A 16,026-nucleotide genomic window follows, 5' to 3' on the forward strand; every position below is an offset into this window, starting at 1 on the left:
CGGATGTGCCTCCGTGATAGCACGCCACGACAAGTCCGACGGCGCCCGCCGCAGCGCCGCGAACCCGGCGCCCGCCACCGCGGGTGGGCCGGTCAGCGGGCCGCCGCGGGCTCCGGCGCCGGGCGGGGTGTCGACGTCCCGGCGAAGGGGATGTCCGGGAGATCGGCCGGGTCCGGCTGGCCGTCGGGGTGCCGCCACAGTCCGCGTTCGTGCAGGATCGGCAGCACGCCCTCGCCGAACCAGTACGCCTCCTCGAGGTGGGGATAGCCGGAGAGGATGAACTCGTCGATGCCGAGCGCGTGGTACTCGGCGATCCGGTCGGCAATCTCGCGGTGGCTGCCGACGAGGGCGGTGCCGGCCCCACCCCGGACCAGTCCGACGCCGGCCCACAGGTTGGGTGCGACCTCCAGGCTGTCGCGGGAGCCGCCGTGCAGGTCGAGCATCCGGCGTTGCCCCTCGGACTCGCTGCGGCGCAGCCCCTCCTGCACGGCCCGGATGTCGGTCTCGGCGATGCCGTCGAGCAGCCGGCGAGCCTGGGTCCACGCCTCGTCGGCGGTGTCGCGGGCGATGACGTGCAGCCGGATGCCGAAGCGCAGTTCCCGACCGGTGGCGGCGGCCAGTGCGCGGACGCGGTCCAGCTTGTCGGCGACCTGGGCCGGTGGCTCGCCCCAGGTGAGGTAGACGTCGCTGTGCCGCACCGCCACGGGCAGGGCGGCTGCGGACGAGCCACCGAAGTAGACCGGCGGCGTGGGATCGGGGAGCCGGTGCAGCCGCGCCTGCTCGACGCGCAGGTGGGTGCCGGTGTGGTCGACGGTCTTCCCCCGCCACAGCGCGCGGACGACGTGCAGGAACTCGTCGGCCCGCGCGTACCGGGCGTCCTTGTCCAGGAAGTCGCCGTACGCCCGCTGCTCCGTCGACTCGCCGCCGGTGACCACGTTGAGCAGCAGTCGGCCCCGGGACAGCCGCTGGAAGGTGGAGGCCATCTGGGCGGCCAGGGTGGGTGAGGTCAGGCCCGGCCGGAACGCCACCAGGAACTTGAGGCGTTCGGTGACCTCGGTGAGCATCGCCGTGGTGAGCCAGGCGTCCTCGCACCACGCGCCGGTCGGGGTGAGCGCGCCGACGAAGCCGAGCTGCTCGGCGGTGCGGGCGATCTGGCCCAGGTAGGCCACGCTCGGCGGGCGGGCGCCTCCGGCGGCGCCGGTGGGTACGCCGTGTCCACCGCCGACGACGTCCCGGCTGTCGCCGTTGGTGGGCAGGAACCAGTGGAAGGTGAGGGTCATCGCGGCTCTTTCCGTGTATGCGCGGCAGCAGTGGGGGCGGCGGTGCACGGGCACCTCCTGAGGGGTGGGACGAACCCGGCGACAGCCTACCCATAAAACCTATCGGGTTAGTAGGCTACCGTCCACGTCATCCCATGCCGGTCGACGCGGCCCGGCACACTGCCCGCTCCAAGGAGCCGCCATGCGTACCCCCTCGCCCAGCCATCCCCCGCGTCGCCGCCTGCGCACGGCGGCGTTCACCGCCCTCGTCCTGCTCGCCGCAGGCGGCGTGAGTGCCTGCGGCGGACCTGCCGACGCCGGCAGCGGCGACGGCGGCAAACTGCGCGTCGGCTACCAGCGCTTCGGAGGGCTGAGCCTGGTCAAGGCGCGCGACGCGGCCCCGGACGTCGAGTGGTCGCTGTTCGAGAGCGGGCCGGCCCTCACCGAGGCGCTCAAGGCCGGGTCGATCGACATCGGACAGGTGGGCGAGGCCCCACCGGTCTTCGCCGCGGCCGGGAAGATCCCGTTCTCCATCATCGGCACCTCGGCCCCGATCCCGCAGGGTGAGGCCGTGCTCGTCAAGGCCGACAGCGGCTACCGCAGCTTCGCCGACCTGAAGGGCAGGACGGTCGCCCTCAACAAGGGCTCCAACGTGCACTGGCTGCTGGTCCGCCTGTTGGAGGCCAACAAGATGACGCTGCGCGACATCAACGTCAAGTACCTCAAGCCGGCGGAGGGACGGCCCGCCTTCGACAGCGGGCAGGTCGACGCCTGGGTGATCTGGGACCCGTACTTCGCCCTGGCCGAGCAGCCGGGCGTCCGGGTGCTCGCCGACGCGACAGGCCTGGCGAGCAACCGCGAGTACGTGCTGGCGGCGCCCGACGCGGTCGCCCAGCGCTCGGACGACATCCGGGCGTTCCTGACGAAGTACCGCGAGGTGACCGACTGGGGCATCGCCAACCCGCAGGAGCGGGCCCGCACGCTCGCGCCGGAGCTGAAGATCCCGGAGGACGTCACCAGCCGTGCCCTGGACCGCAGCGCCAAGCCGCTCGCCCCGGTCACCCCGGCCATCGGCGACGAACTCCAGGCGATCACCGACAGTTTCGTCGCGCTGGACCTGATCCCGGGGCCGGTCGACATCAGGAGCCGGGTGGACGACCGCTTCAGCGCGGTGCTCCGGTGAGTCGTACACCGCTGCTCGACACGCCGCCGGAGGTCGTGGCAGAAGCGGCCCCCGAAGCCCGCCGCCCACGGCCGTCGCGGCGGTGGTGGCGGCTGGTCAGCCCGGTCGCCCTGGTCCTGGGCTGGGAGCTGGCGGCCCGGACCGGCCTGCTGGCGCCGGAGAAGCTGCCCGCGCCGAGCGACGTCCTCGCGACCGGCTGGCGACTGTCCCGCGACGGGACGCTCGCCGTGCACCTGGTGGACTCCCTCACCCGGGCCGGCGCGGGCCTGCTCATCGGCGGCGTGCTGGCGCTGATCCTGGGTACGGTGGCCGGGCTGTTGCGACTCGGCGACGACCTGGTCGACCCTCCGGTGCAGATGGCCCGCATGTTGCCGCACCTGGGCCTGGTGCCCCTGCTGATCATCTGGGTCGGCATCGGTGAGCCGCTGAAGATCAGCCTGGTGGCCCTGGGTGCGTTCTTCCCCGTCTACTTCAACACGTACGCCGGCATCCGGGACATCGACGAGCGGCTGGTGGAGGCCGCCCGGGCCTGCGGGCTCGGGCAGGCCGCCCGGCTGCGCCACGTGGTGCTGCCCGGCGCGCTGCCGTCGCTCTTTCTCGGCCTGCGGCTCGCGATCGGCGCGGCCTGGCTCAGTCTCGTCGTCGGCGAGCAGGTCAACGCCCAGTCCGGCATCGGCTTTCTGATGATGGAGGCGCGGGAGTTCAGCCAGACCGACGTGGTGGTCCTCGGCCTCTTCGTCTACGCGCTGCTCGGGCTGATATCGGACCTTGCCCTGCGGATTGCGGAGAGGAGGATGTTGACATGGCGACGCGGACTGCGAGCCACCTGATCGGCGCGACCCCGGTGCTGACCGCCCACGCGATCCGCCGGTCCTTCGGGCCGGCCGCCGTGCTGGCCGGGGTCGACCTGAACATCGCGCGGGGCGAGGTCGTGGCCCTGCTCGGCGGCAGCGGCTCGGGCAAGAGCACCCTCCTGCGCATCCTCGCCGGCCTGGACGGCGAGGCCACCGGCGAGACCGTCGTGCATGGCACCGCCGCCGTGGTCTTCCAGGAGCACCGGCTCCTGCCCTGGAAGCGGGTGGCCGCCAACGTCGGGCTCGGCCTGTCCGGACCGGACACCGCCGGCCGGATCGAACGGGCGTTGACCGAGGTCGGGTTGGCCGAGCGGCACCGGGCCTGGCCGGCCGAGCTGTCCGGTGGGCAGGCACAGCGGGTGGCCGTCGCGCGGGCGCTGGTCCGCGAACCGGACCTGCTGCTGCTCGACGAGCCGTTCGGCGCGCTGGACGCGCTCACCCGGCTGCGGATGCAGGTGCTGCTGCGCCGGCTGCGCGCCGAGCACGGCTTCGCTGCCCTGCTGGTCACGCACGACGTGGAAGAGGCGCTGCTGCTCGCCGACCGGATCCTGCTCCTCGACGAGGGCCGCATCGCCGCAGACCTCCCCGTCGACCTGGCACCCACCCGCACCCCGGACGACCCGGGCTTCGGCGCGCTGCGCCGTCTCCTGCTCGACCGACTCGGCGTTCCCACCAGCTGAGGAAGCGGAGATGCGATGACCCGCTGGACACCCGACCCCACCTTCTACCCGTCACCCCGCGAGGCGCCCTGGTCGTGGCGATGCTGGTCTACCAGGTGCTCGGGGTGGGCGTGCTGCGCCGGGCGTGGTTCAACGTCGACCGGCTCTGGGCCGGCGTGCTGGTGGCCGCGGGGTTGGTGACGCTGATCCGGGCGTGACCATCCATCATGGAGACGCGTGATGTGTGATCTCATGTCGCCATGGTCACTCCGACTCCCCTCATGCAGCTCGTCGCCGGTGTGTGGGGGTTCAAGACCCTCGCGGCCGGCGTCGACCTCGGTCTGTTCACCCGGCTCGCCGGTGGGCGGACGATGACCGTCGAGCAGGCCGCAGCCGAGTTCGGGCTACCGGACCGGCCGGCGGACCTGCTGCTCGCCGCGTGTGCCTCGCTCGGCCTGTTGGAGAAGGCCGGCGACGGCTACCGCAACTCCGAGTTGGCCGAGCAGTTCCTCGTCGAGGGTTGCCCCTACTATTTCGGCGCCCAGATCCGCTACTCCGACCTGCGCACCTACCTGCCGTGGCACCGCATCGGCGAGGCGCTGCGCACCGATCGACCGTTGACCTGGGACCCGGAGTCACAACAGTCCATGTTCGACACCACCGACCCGGAGATGCTGGCCCAGTTCTGGGACGCCATGTATTCGACGTCGAGCTTCACCGCGAGCGCGCTGGCCGACTCGTACGACTTCTCCGCGTACCGCAGACTGCTCGACGTGGGCGGCGGAGCCGGCGCGTTCCCGATCGAGTTCTGTCGCCGCCTGCCCGAACTGCGGGCGACAGTCCTGGACCTGCCGCACGTCTGCGTGCGGGCGCGGGAGCGGATCGCGGAGGCCGGTCTGACCGCTCGGATCGACGCGGTGCCCGGGGACTTCCTCGCCGATCCCGCGTTGCCGGACGGGCACGACGTCATCCTGCTCAGCATGATCCTGCACGACTGGGACGAGCCGACGAACCGGGCGCTGCTGACCCGCTGTCACGCGGCGCTGCCGCCCGGCGGGGCCATCGTCGTCTGCGAGCTGCTGCTCAACGACGAGCGCACCGGGCCACCGGAGGCGGCTCTGATGGGCATGAACATGCTTGTCGAGACCGAGGGCGGCCGGAACTACTCGGCCGCCGAGTACGGCGCGTGGCTCACCGACGCCGGTTTCGTCGATGTCCGTACCGTGCCGTTCGACGCGCCCGGCGCGAACGGCGCGGTGGTGGCCCGCCGGCCATGAACGCCGACGGCACCCGAGCCGGCGAGGGTCGGGTGCCGCAGGCGTCATCGTGACGCTGGCGTCCGATCGGCTACCGGAACGGGTCAGGCGCGAGCCTTGGCCGGCTGCTTCATGAAGTCCATGATCGCCTTGTTGACCTCGTCGGCGTGCGTCCACGGGATGCCGTGCGGCGCGCCCTTGAGCGTGATGAACGTGCCGGTGGGCATCATCGGGCCGAGCCGCTGGCCGGTCACCGGGTAGGGCAGCACCCGGTCCTGGTCACCCTGAACGATCAACACCGGAACATCGATCTTCGGCAGGTCCTGGCGGAAGTCCTCCTGCCAGGAGTCCACGCTGTCGTGGGTGGCCTTGCCGGAGGCCATCGCACCGATCTGCCAGTGCGCCCGGTACGCCTCTTCGCTGACCCGCTTGCCCATGTTCTGGTCCGGGTTGAAGAACGCGTCGCAGAAGGACGTCAGGTAGGCGAAGCGGTCCTTGATGATGGCGTCCTGGAAGCCCTTGAAGAGGTTCCGGTCCACGCCCTCGGAGTTGTCGTCCGCCTTGGCCAGCATCGGTTGCAGCGGGCTGAGCAGCACTGCCTTGCTCACGCGCTGGGAACCGTAGTTGCCCAAGTAGCGGACGACCTCGCCGGTGCCCATCGAGTGCCCCACCAGGGTCACGTCGTTGAGGTCCAGCTCGGTCATCAGCACGTCCAGGTCCGCGGCGAACGTGTTGTAGTCGTATCCGTACGCCGGCTGCGCCGAGTTGCCGTAACCGCGCCGATCGTAGGTGATCGTCCGGTATCCGGCGTTCAGCAGCGCGCTGGTCTCCTTCTCCCATGTTGCCCCGTTGAACGGGAAGCCGTGGATGAGCACCACGGGCTTACCGGAACCGTGGTCCTCGTAGTACAGGTCGATGGGTGCGGAGTTTTCCGCCCCCACGGTGATGAAAGGCATGTTTCGACTCCTGCTCCGGTTACGGCTCTCGGACGCTCCGCGCTTTCCCGCCGGGTCAGCGGGTATGCCGTTGTCTGGCTGCACGACAGCCGACCCAGGTCACGACTCCTGGTGCCGCGAACCTCTGCCACCTGCGCGGATGACGCAACCGAAGCGCCATCAACATTCGAAGACGGCTGCGGCCAGGGCCGCCTTCTGCTGGTCGCCGTACCCCGAGAGCAGGGCAATCGCCTCGGCCCACTGATCTTTCTCCGGCCGGCCGAGTTTGTTATTGTTGGCGAGGATGAAGGCCTTTGCGGCGTGGAAATCCCCCTCTTCGCCATTGATGTCCTTCAGAGCCTGCAGCATCGTCTTCGCGACATGGGGCCCACCAACTCTGGTCACCATCGATTGCAGCTCGGCCGTGGTGAGACCGCTGTCCAGCGGAGTGGTCGGGTTGAGTTCTCCAGCTCCTGCCAGAGCGTTGACCGTCTCGATCAGCACTCTGGGTTGGTCGGCCGGCTCAGCGAGGGCGTAGTCGAAGACGATGTCGGCCTGCCCCTTCGCGTCGAACTCGAGCACGGGCGCGAAGACACTCAACTCGGGCTGGTTGGGCACTCGTTCGAGCATCTTCTCAACCTGGGCCAGGCTGGACGCTCGCCATTCAGTAGTCCATCGCTGCCGGTTCTCCCGAAGGACCTCCCGCGCCTTCGTCAGGTTCGCTGCCCAGATCAAGTTACCGAGCATGTTGTCGACCACAGCGACCGCTGAGGTTCTCCTAGCCTGCTTACCAGCGGTCCGCAGAACCTCCGGGGTGATGTTGCCCCATCGCCAGCCGCTCGTTTCCGCTGCCCGCCCAAACAGGCTCTGCCCTGCCAACAAACGTGCTTTGCCGGCATCGGTTGCATGCTTCGGGGTCGACATGGTCCATTCGTTATCGATTCGGACCCCGACTGCCGGGGCAGGGTGCAGCACCACCGCGCCATATTTGTTCGTCTGCTCGAGCACCTGACTGAGCACCGTGGCCATGGTCGTCACCACAATGGGTAGCTGGCCACGTTGGGCGTACTGTTCGAGCAGATAGTTCAGGTCCGCGAGCGCGGACGGTAGCGACTGGAGAGTCGGGTTGTCCAACAGAATTACCGGCTGCTGGATGGCAGCGGCGGCCGTGGCCAGGTTGCTGATTAACGAAGAGTGGTGCTTTTTGCCAACTGCCGGGACGACATGGACAAGCCCGTCACGAGTGTCGACGGTGGCAGGCAGCTTCAACGGCCACAGCGGCACGTGGGCGGTCTCCGCGGCACCAGCGGAATCTCCATGGTCGCCCAGGTCTTCGACAACGGCCGGTGCGGGCCGGGTCGAACGAACGATTGGAGTTGGCGTCGCCGCCGTGAGGAAGCGACGTGGGGAGGCCATGATCTCGTGCTTGAGATTGGTAGGCACCGGTAGCCGGATCACACCGTCGGGAATTTCGATGTACTGCGGGGACAGCCACCCGTAGGGATTGAGCTTGCCACCGGGGGGATTAGTGGGCTTGATCGCGGCGAGCCAGCGCACCCTGAACTCCAGGGTGGTGTACGAACCGCCTGTGGCCTTGACACCGCCGCTGGCGGCTTTCTTTTCCCGGGTGCCGGCATTTTCATCGTGTCGGCTAATGATGTCGGCTCCCTGCAGCACCCCCACAGAGGCTGTCCCCGGCCCCTTGTAGTATTCGTAGTTCGGCAGCGCGAAGTCTGGGTTGATCCAGGGCTGGAACGCGTAACCGGCAGAGCTCGTCGTGGTGTGACTGTCGGTGACTGTGGTCGCCTGCATCGATTTGTCCATCACGTCATGGGTAACCCCGTGTTCCTTGACCTCAATGGGGTCGGCGTGCAACTCAAGGTCGGCGAAGTGGTGGTAGAACCGGTAGCGCGGGAGCAGTATCCGTTCGGTGATGCCGGTGGTGAGGAGTTCGGGCAGGCGGTTGGCGAGGAACGCCGGATTGATGATGGAAAAGAGCTGATCAGCGATGACGCTCTTCGGGTGGAACCATGACGAGCCAGGCGGTGCTGACCAGACGTAGTTCTGCCAGAGGCTGGCGACACCCTGGGCAGCCTTGACGATCAGGCCTGCGAATGGACTTTCGAACTCCGGTAGGGGCAAGGGAGCCGTGACGGCCTCGGGCGTGGCGAGGTGAGTAACGTGATCGCGTATCGCGCCGATGCCGAAGATCAGGCCCTCCCTGGCCCGAGCCAGTGTGGTCGGGTCGACTTCCAGGCCGATACGGTGGTCGGCGAGGGATTGACCGGCCGGCAGGTCGAACGTCGGCGCAGTTACGGGCGCGACGGCCGCCGGGGCGGCCATCTCCGGTGCCACATTGGACACCGCCTGTTGCAGTAGTCGCGGGTCGAACTTCACCCGAGTCGTGACGACATAGTCGGGATTCGGCTGGCCTTCATCGTCGTCCTGGCCGACCCACCACAGGTCCTCGGTTTGGAACACACCGGAAGTCGCCGCGTCCGCCACGGCGGTCGGTGCCGTCTCGACCGTCACCTTCGCTGTCAATCGCAGGCGTACGTCGAACGTCGCCCCTCCAGCACTTCCCACATCGCGCAGATTCTCGGGTTCGATGTCGTTGTCGTTGGCCCATTGGACCAGCCCATCGCCGGAGCGCCCGGTTTCCTGGATCAGGCCAGTGCTGAGTTCCTGATGCTCGGCATGCGTCGTCGAACGCTTGGTTATGCCGCGCAGGTCGCCATGAAGGTTGACCAACATGCTGTTGGCACCATCCGGTTCGGTGACGAACCATCCACGCATGTAATCGAGAATCGTACGCGAATCGCGGGTCTCCGCCTCCCGCCTCGTCGTGTCACTGCCGGCCCGGTTTCCGAGTCGGTGCAGACTCGGCACCACGCCCAGATATTCGCCGCCGATCGGGGATGCCTGCAGCATGACGGTGATGGTGCGGGTGCCGGGCAGTATTGGCAGTCCCCACGCGCGCAGGTACTCGGATACCGGCACCTCGATGCGGACGCCACCGCCGAGCAACGTGTTCACCACCGCTCCGCCAGCGGCGGGGCCTCCAAGCTTGCCAATATCCTGACGTACGGCCTTGGCGACAAAGTAGCCGTACCGCTGCTCAACCGACTGCACCACCTGGGCGAGGAACCCGCTCAGGACCGGGGGCTTCGCCACTGACCCACCCCCGAGTCCGTGCCGCAGCGTCGAGGGCAGGACGTAGGTGACTCCCTTGTCGTAGTGCAGTGCCATCTGAGGCGGCATCAGCCCCAGTTCGGTGGCGTCCAGCGCATCGAAGGCCGTTTGGCCGACGGCTGGCACGCGCACGATGCGATTTCCCCCCGTGCCCGAGGGGAGCAAGAAGTTCGCGACCGCCTGGCCCCAGCTTCCGAACACACCAGCAGCGGTTCGCAACGCCCGCTGGGCTGCCCCAGCCGGTGGGAGAGCCCACTTGGCGACCTTGCCGGCGAGGTTACGTTCGACGCGTGTCTCGATCGACACCTCGACATGAACCTTGACGGCAGCCAGCGCCATCCGACTGACATTCATGTGCAGTCGCCCGGAACTGCCGGCGCTCTCCACCTCGGAGGCGACTGTCTTCTCCCGTCGCTGGGCAAGCTGGGGTTGATAGCTGTACTCATCGACGTGAATGCCGCGCAGTTTCTTATCGATCTTGAGAGGAAACCGCATTCGCAGCCCGCCCCAGAAACCCTTCGTAACTTGAAGTCCGGTGGAGTTGACTGCCGCCACGCCCATGTCGGAGTAGGTGCCAAAAGACAGGGGCAGGCCGTTCAACTGGAAGCCGTCAGCATCCTCGAACACCAGGCGCATTCCGAGGGTGGCCTTGGTCTGCTCCTGGGATACTCCCCGGGGTGCGCTGATCGGGCCATCGTAGATCTCCAGGGCGGCAGGGCCCCCGGCTTCGTCACCTACGGAGTGCCATGGGAGCCAATCGTCGAGCCCAGCGCCGAGCAGTTGCTCGACTTTCAGTCGCAACTCAACAGGGATGGGCCCGTGGACCATCCCGGTCAGCGCCACGATTACCTGGCTGACAAGCGTGTCGGCAGTCAGGAAGAGCGGTGTGTCCGAGGGCAGCGGCTTGTCCGCTGTCGGGCGGTAGCGCAACGGGCTGCCATCGGGCCCGGCGAGCGAGGCCACCCCGGCAGCCTTGAGGCTGGGCAGGTCCAGGGAGTACGGGGTGTTGGTCGACTGCCCGTCCTTCTCAACCGCCTTCAATGTCAGATCGGACGGAATCGACATGGTGTACGTGCCGGTCACGGGTCGTGCCCGATGGATCACGGGAAGCGCCGGCGTGACCGACCCTGGCCACGGCTGATCGTTGAGTGGCGTCGCCGTTCCGGGGCCTTCCAGTTGCATCAGGAAGACCACCGGTCCGGTGAACTGGGCTTCGTCGTCGACGCTGATGCCGTGCATACCCCAGGTGGCAAGGCCACTACTGACCTGTGTCGCCTTGCCGTACTTGCCTTGCACGATCGGTCGGATCTGCAACGACTTCAACACCTTGGTGCTGACGTGCACCAACGCCAGCATCGGCTGTAGGCCCGCCCAGATTCCCGGATCCTTGATCGACGTGGTGATGAGGTCCTGGTTACTGGTCTTGTTGGCGTCCGCCTCCGACAGGGGCAGCCAGCGGACGTACTGCGGATCCTCGAAGGTGACCGACCCATCGTCAGCCAACTGCCCTCGGCGGGCCATGATGCGGACCACGACCTGGTCGCCGCCACGCCCGCTGATGCCCTTCCTACTCAGTGCGAATGCAACGCCTGCTGCCCCCTGAGCCCGCCGAATGAGGCTGGCCGCACTGTCCTCATTGAGTTGATCGCGAACCCGGCGTGTGTTCTCCAATGCCATCCGAGCATCGGCGACGCTGCTCCACCGACCGGCGTAGTGAGTCGCGGCACCGTCCTCGTGAACCACCAAGCCTGGGTAGTGGGCACGAATCAACGCCAGCACCGCTTCCACCAATGGCTGCTGGCGCGGTCCGGCTGGGCTCTGGCCGGATGAGTCGAGAGTCAGGTCCGCGATGCGAGTGACGGCGGAAAGCTGCTGCCCGGGACGCACCTGGAGAGAGAGGCTCTGAGAATCCACATCTCCCGCAAGCGTCGCCAGATCGGCCCACTGCTTGGCGTCCTCCCGCAGCACCCGTTGATAGAGGGCCTGAGCCAGCTGGCTCGGGCCTTTCAGCTGGTTTGGCCGGTCGGACCGTTCGAGCCACACGTTGACATCGAAAGCAACGACCGCGGTCCGCTCGCCGGTAAAGCGCACCCCGGACAGATCGGAAACATCGATGCTGGGCCCAGACCTGATTCGCACCGCATCCAGCGTGGGCCAGGCGAAAAGGTATGGCTCCAACTTCGCGACGGACGGCAGCGCAGCGCCAACTACCGGGAGGAGCTCGATGCCGAACGCCTGCAACAGGAGACCAGGCGGGATGTCGAAGCCGTCCGCAGCGACTTGTTCGGAGTTGTGCGAGATCGATGTCTGATCATCGATGTCCATCCACGTTGCGTCGTCGCTCTCGATAATCACACGTGGGTTGACGGGGACGAAGTGGATTGTGACGCTCGACGGGGCATGGCCCGCAATGTCACCGAAGACGATTTCGTAGCCCTTCGTCGCCGCCGCGAACGATCCGGCGACCATCATCTTCGATTTCAGGCCCGCGAGTAGTCGTTTGTGCTCGGGGCTACCCGGCTTGGCGAGGTCCGCGACGTACTCCTCGACCATCTGACGAATTTCGGTAACCCCGGAGAATGTTTGAACCGCCGAATCTCTCGGCAACTTGATCGGAGCGTCGGCGGCCACCGTGGATGCTGCGTAGGTCGGCGCATCGTAGGTCGGATGCTTCGCCTCGGAGAAGTCGGTCGCAGCCGCGTCGACGGGTCGGGCGGTCTCCCGCGACACGGAGATTTTGACCCCGCCGGGTACCGCGGTCTGACGATCGACATTCTGGTTCTGAACATTGCCGGGAGAGGTGACACGAATGTTCACTGCCGCGTCGAACGCGAACAGGTACGAGATGTAGGAGGAATTCTTGATGGCGCGTTCCGACGAGAGGGCCAGACTGAGCGTATTGGCTTCCTCGTGCTCACTCCAGAGGATCGTGGCGAGGCCGGCGTACGCCTCGTTCATGGTGAAGCCCTTTTTCACCAATTCGGGCTTGTGCCCCAGGTACCAGGACAGATTGGTATTCGTGTCGAGGAAGTTCATGTGCCCGTGACCGCGGCTGTGCCGTCCGGCGAGACTCGTCGTCTGCTTGCCGCGCATCTCCACGGCGTCGGAGACCTGCCGCCACTCATTCTCCGTACGCCCCAGAGCGAGCGACACCGCGACAGAGTGGCCCTGGACCTCGAACGTCCATTCGTCACCGATCACGTCCGCCGCAGCCGTGAGCAGCGCTGCTCTCGTCACTACGCTACTGAGCTCAGCTGGCTTCAGCTCGATGGCAAATTGATTGAACGCCGAGACGATCTCGGACTTGATCTTGGTGATCAACGCGTCCGTGAAGTCGGCGGGCTGATCCTCAGCTCCCAGACTCGCCCGCGAGTGACCGTCCGGAACCAGCCACAATGGTGGGGCGAACTTCTCGCGCGGCTCCCAGGAGTCCGACGGGGAGGCGAGTTCCGTAACGGGAACGTCGCGACTCTCGACAGCCTTGCCGATCTCCACCAGCGTGTCGGTCAACATCCGTCTGGCTTTCTCGACCTCCGCGTCGATATCGGTCAGCACCCAGGGTGCATGCTGCCCGCCATCCAAGGCGAACAGGGCGGCCTCGAGCCGACCACTGGCATGCACGAGCTGCTGACGAGCCATGTTCCGCGTCCACACGATCCCCAGCGGCGAGGAGCTGCGCTGCGTGCTCGCGTCCCGCTGGTCGGTGGGAAGGTGCGTCAACCTCTCATGCAGCTGACGCACCTGGGCAGCCAGAGGAGCGTGCCATTCGGGCCGCGCCGGCAGGCTGCCTGACCGGACCGACTCCGGGTGCACGCCGGAGGTGCTGTCGGCGAGGACTTGACGCCAGGAGAAGAAGCCGTGGCTCAGCTGCTCAACCGTGGTCCGCAAGCCCTCGAGGTCGGCCCCAGATGCTCGTCCGACATTGCTGCGGGTCGCTTCAAGATGGGCCTTGAGGACCGCACGCGGCCCGACATGCTCCTGTCCGGTCGAACCGACTGGTATGAGCTGCAAGGAGCCGAGCATCCCCGCGATGCTGCGGTCCAGTGTCTCCGTCAGCGGCTGCGGCAGATCGACTCGGCCGTCGATGCCCGGGATGCTCACCGGCGGTGAGACGCTGAGCGTGATCGGGTAGCGGGGCAGGGTCGCAGCGACGGTCCTAGTCGGGGCCTTGTGGAGCAGTGCGATACCGTCAGACGCTCGCACTGCGACGATGTCCTCGGTGACGCTGTCGGTGGTGGCACGGATCCGGACGCCCTGGTGGGGCATCAAGGCGATGATTTCGTCGAGGAGCCCCCTGATTCCGCCCTCGACAGGTCGGAGTTGCTCTGCCGGCACCCCGCTGAGATCAAGGCCGGCGAACCGGGCGTCGATGATCTGCTGTGGCAGGCCCACCTCGACCCGCGCACCATTCCACCGCAGTTGACTCAGCATCGGCGCGCCGCCGCGGATCCGAGCCAAGACTTCGGTGTCGATCGCGGCGCCGGGGTAGTCCGCGATCAGGTGGCGCTCCGGCAGGACGAGTACGTGATCAGCGGCGTCGGCAGCGACAGGACGAAACGTGGCGTCGATGGGCAGCAGGAACCGATCATTGCTCCCGTCTGCCTGAGCTTTGCTCAGGCGGACCGGCAGCCGTAGCGTGTCGGCCAGGGTGATCGCCTGGGTGAGATCCAGTTGGGCGGCAGCCGATGCCGACGAGCCTGCCAGCACCGTGCGCGCCTGCACGTCGAACGACTGTGTCTGTAGGAACCGCCCGGCCGCAGACACAACGGCCGAATCCGGAGCCAAGTAGACCATGTTCACGCCGGGGACCGAGCTGGCAGACAAAACCTCCGGCGGCACGTCCCGCTCCAGACTGAGGTAAGAGCCAGAGGGCACCCACGTGTAAAAGTCCTCAGGACAGCCCGAATTCGATAAATCTGGCACTCACCGCTCCTAAGCCGCCGGACGGCCCAGGATGCCAGCCAGCATGAACGACCCGTCGTAAACTCTTATTACGATCATGTTTCAATCGCGGCTTAATCGGAAATATCCGACTCTCAGCCGGTCATGGTTCGCCGCCGCTTGGTCATCCTCAATCGTGAATTGACCGGCAACTTCTGACAAAGGCGGCACAGATCGTGGGAATCTGCGTCGCCCACCGGGACACCGGCTTGCCGTCCGGAACGGACACGAACCGAGCGGGGTGCCGATCGGGCCGCGGACGCTTAGCCTCGATCCGTGAGCGTTTCCCCCCGGCTGCGGGCCGTCAGTGACCTGCACATCAGCTATGCCGAGAACCGCGCCTTCGTCCAGGAGCTACACCCGGAGCACCCCGGCGACTGGCTGCTGGTGGCTGGTGACGTGGCCGACCGGTTCGCCGACATCGAGTGGGCGCTCGAGCTGCTGAGCAGCCGGTTCGCCACAGTGGTGTGGGCGCCCGGCAACCACGAGCTGTGGACGCCGCCGGGCGACCCTGAGCACCTGCGCGGCGAGACCCGCTACCGCGAGCTGGTGGCAATGTGCCAACGCCTGGGCGTCGTCACGCCCGAGGACCCGTACCCGGTGTGGGACGGCGAGGGCGGCCCCGCCACCATCGCCCCGCTCTTCGTGCTCTACGACTACACGTTCCGGGTGCCCCAGGCGAGCACCAAACAGGAGTCGCTGGACATCGCGTACGCGGCGGGCGTGGTCTGCACGGACGAAGCGCTGCTGCACCCCGACCCGTACCCGAGCCGGGAGGCCTGGTGCGACGCCCGCGTCACCGAGACCGAGCGCCGGCTGACCGAGCGCGACCCGGACCTGCCGACCGTGCTGGTCAACCACTACCCGCTGGTGCGCGAGCCCACCGACATCCTCTGGTTCCCGGAGTTCGCCCAGTGGTGCGGCACCGTCCGTACCCGCGACTGGCACCTGCGCTTCGGCGCGTCCACGATGGTCTACGGGCACCTGCACATCCCCCGCACCACGTTCTACGACGGCGTCCGCTTCGAAGAGGTCTCGCTCGGCTACCCCCGCGAGTGGCGTCGACGCGGCCCGACCCCGAACCCCGTCCGCACCATCAACCCCGCCGACGACGTGCGCCGGCGCACGTCGGTCACCGAATAAGCCCAACCAGCGTCGCCAGTCGCGCCACGCCGGCCGGCGCCGGCTGCGCCCGAGCAAGATCGGCAATGAGAGTACGCGCCAGAGGCCGCCCCCGAACCTCAGCCGGCGCGACACTGTCCGCGTCGACGAGCGCCCGCGCCGCCCCGCGCAGGTCACCGGCGTGCAGGTAGACCCGCGCGGCGTCGAGCAGGTAGGCACCCCGATACTCGGCCGGCAACCGCCGCCACACCTCCCGCCGCACGACCGTCACATGTCGTGTCAGTGCGCCGTCGGTGTCACCCCGCTGAGCCGCCACCAGCACTCGCGCCATGTCCACGGCAACCGGCCCGAAGCCGGTGCTGTGCGGGTCGTCGTACCCCCGCAGGTGCGCGGCAACGCCCGCAGCCCGGTCGATCAGCTCGCCGGCGCGACGGTGCTCACCGCACCCGGCGACGGCCAGCGCGGCCTGCACAAGCAACGTCCCACCCACCGCCCACCCTCAACGGTCACCCCAGTACTCCCCCCCACCCCCACCCCCACCCCCACCCCCGCCTCCGCCTCCGCCTCCGCCTCCGCCTCCGCCTCCGCCTCCGCCTCCGCCTCCGCCTCCGCCTCCGCCTCCGCC

General features: G+C 67.7%; 10 protein-coding genes. 6 read left to right on the plus strand and 4 right to left on the minus strand.

Going from position 1 to position 16,026, the window contains the following annotated elements; translation table 11 throughout:
* Window positions 1-92 precede the first annotated feature (92 nt).
* The gene (locus ACLQ24_RS18875; protein ID WP_425893033.1) at window positions 93-1,280 is read right to left on the minus strand and encodes an LLM class flavin-dependent oxidoreductase; all 1,188 of its coding nucleotides are present in this window, start codon (window positions 1,278-1,280) and stop codon (window positions 93-95) included.
* Between the two features lie 181 nt (window positions 1,281-1,461).
* Here ACLQ24_RS18875 and ACLQ24_RS18880 point away from each other — a divergent pair, with 181 nt between their 5' ends.
* The 5 genes from ACLQ24_RS18880 (at window position 1,462) to ACLQ24_RS18900 (ending at window position 5,232) form a co-directional block, all read left to right on the plus strand.
* Window positions 1,462-2,442, plus strand: a complete 981-nt coding sequence (locus tag ACLQ24_RS18880; protein WP_425893034.1) for an aliphatic sulfonate ABC transporter substrate-binding protein — start codon at window positions 1,462-1,464, stop codon at window positions 2,440-2,442.
* Complete coding sequence (locus tag ACLQ24_RS18885; protein ID WP_425893035.1) at window positions 2,439-3,272, plus strand: ABC transporter permease; 834 nt, start codon at window positions 2,439-2,441, stop codon at window positions 3,270-3,272. Before ACLQ24_RS18880 ends, ACLQ24_RS18885 begins: the two co-directional genes overlap by 4 nt.
* Window positions 3,245-3,976, plus strand: a complete 732-nt coding sequence (locus ACLQ24_RS18890; RefSeq protein ID WP_425893036.1) for an ABC transporter ATP-binding protein — start codon at window positions 3,245-3,247, stop codon at window positions 3,974-3,976. The genes ACLQ24_RS18885 and ACLQ24_RS18890 overlap by 28 nt, the downstream gene beginning before the upstream one ends.
* 74 nt (window positions 3,977-4,050) lie before the next feature.
* Window positions 4,051-4,173 (plus strand): hypothetical protein, encoded by a 123-nt coding sequence (locus ACLQ24_RS18895; protein WP_425893037.1) that lies wholly within the window; start codon window positions 4,051-4,053, stop codon window positions 4,171-4,173.
* Window positions 4,174-4,215: 42 nt separating this feature from the next.
* Window positions 4,216-5,232, plus strand: coding sequence for a methyltransferase (locus tag ACLQ24_RS18900; RefSeq protein WP_425893038.1), 1,017 nt, complete (start codon window positions 4,216-4,218; stop codon window positions 5,230-5,232).
* A gap of 83 nt (window positions 5,233-5,315) precedes the next feature.
* On the opposite strand, the gene ACLQ24_RS18905 is transcribed toward ACLQ24_RS18900, so the two are convergent.
* Window positions 5,316-6,167, minus strand: a complete 852-nt coding sequence (locus ACLQ24_RS18905; protein ID WP_425893039.1) for an alpha/beta fold hydrolase — start codon at window positions 6,165-6,167, stop codon at window positions 5,316-5,318.
* A gap of 159 nt (window positions 6,168-6,326) precedes the next feature.
* Window positions 6,327-14,138 carry a hypothetical protein gene (locus ACLQ24_RS18910; RefSeq protein WP_425893040.1) on the minus strand — a complete coding sequence of 2,604 codons (7,812 nt, stop codon included), beginning with the start codon at window positions 14,136-14,138 and terminating at the stop codon, window positions 6,327-6,329.
* Window positions 14,139-14,555: 417 nt separating this feature from the next.
* On the opposite strand from ACLQ24_RS18910, the gene ACLQ24_RS18915 reads away from it, so the two are divergent.
* Window positions 14,556-15,422: a metallophosphoesterase family protein gene (locus ACLQ24_RS18915; RefSeq protein ID WP_425893041.1), complete on the plus strand. Its 867-nt coding sequence runs from the start codon at window positions 14,556-14,558 to the stop codon at window positions 15,420-15,422.
* Here the strand turns inward: ACLQ24_RS18915 and ACLQ24_RS18920 are convergent.
* The gene (locus ACLQ24_RS18920) at window positions 15,412-15,891 is read right to left on the minus strand and encodes a hypothetical protein (RefSeq protein WP_425893042.1); all 480 of its coding nucleotides are present in this window, start codon (window positions 15,889-15,891) and stop codon (window positions 15,412-15,414) included. The genes ACLQ24_RS18915 and ACLQ24_RS18920 overlap by 11 nt on opposite strands.
* Window positions 15,892-16,026: the final 135 nt, after the last annotated feature.

The sequence above is a fragment of the Micromonospora sp. DT4 genome, assembly GCF_049841675.1.
Lineage (GTDB): Bacteria > Actinomycetota > Actinomycetes > Mycobacteriales > Micromonosporaceae > Micromonospora.

What these genes read in the sequence shown, in the direction of transcription:
- ACLQ24_RS18875 (WP_425893033.1), bottom strand. Translation starts at nt 1,280, where the DNA reads ATGACCCTCACCTTCCACTGGTTCCTGCCCACCAACGGCGACAGCCGG.
- ACLQ24_RS18880 (WP_425893034.1), top strand. Translation starts at nt 1,462, where the DNA reads ATGCGTACCCCCTCGCCCAGCCATCCCCCGCGTCGCCGCCTGCGCACG.
- ACLQ24_RS18890 (WP_425893036.1), top strand. Translation starts at nt 3,245, where the DNA reads ATGGCGACGCGGACTGCGAGCCACCTGATCGGCGCGACCCCGGTGCTG.
- ACLQ24_RS18900 (WP_425893038.1), top strand. Translation starts at nt 4,216, where the DNA reads ATGGTCACTCCGACTCCCCTCATGCAGCTCGTCGCCGGTGTGTGGGGG.
- ACLQ24_RS18905 (WP_425893039.1), bottom strand. Translation starts at nt 6,167, where the DNA reads ATGCCTTTCATCACCGTGGGGGCGGAAAACTCCGCACCCATCGACCTG.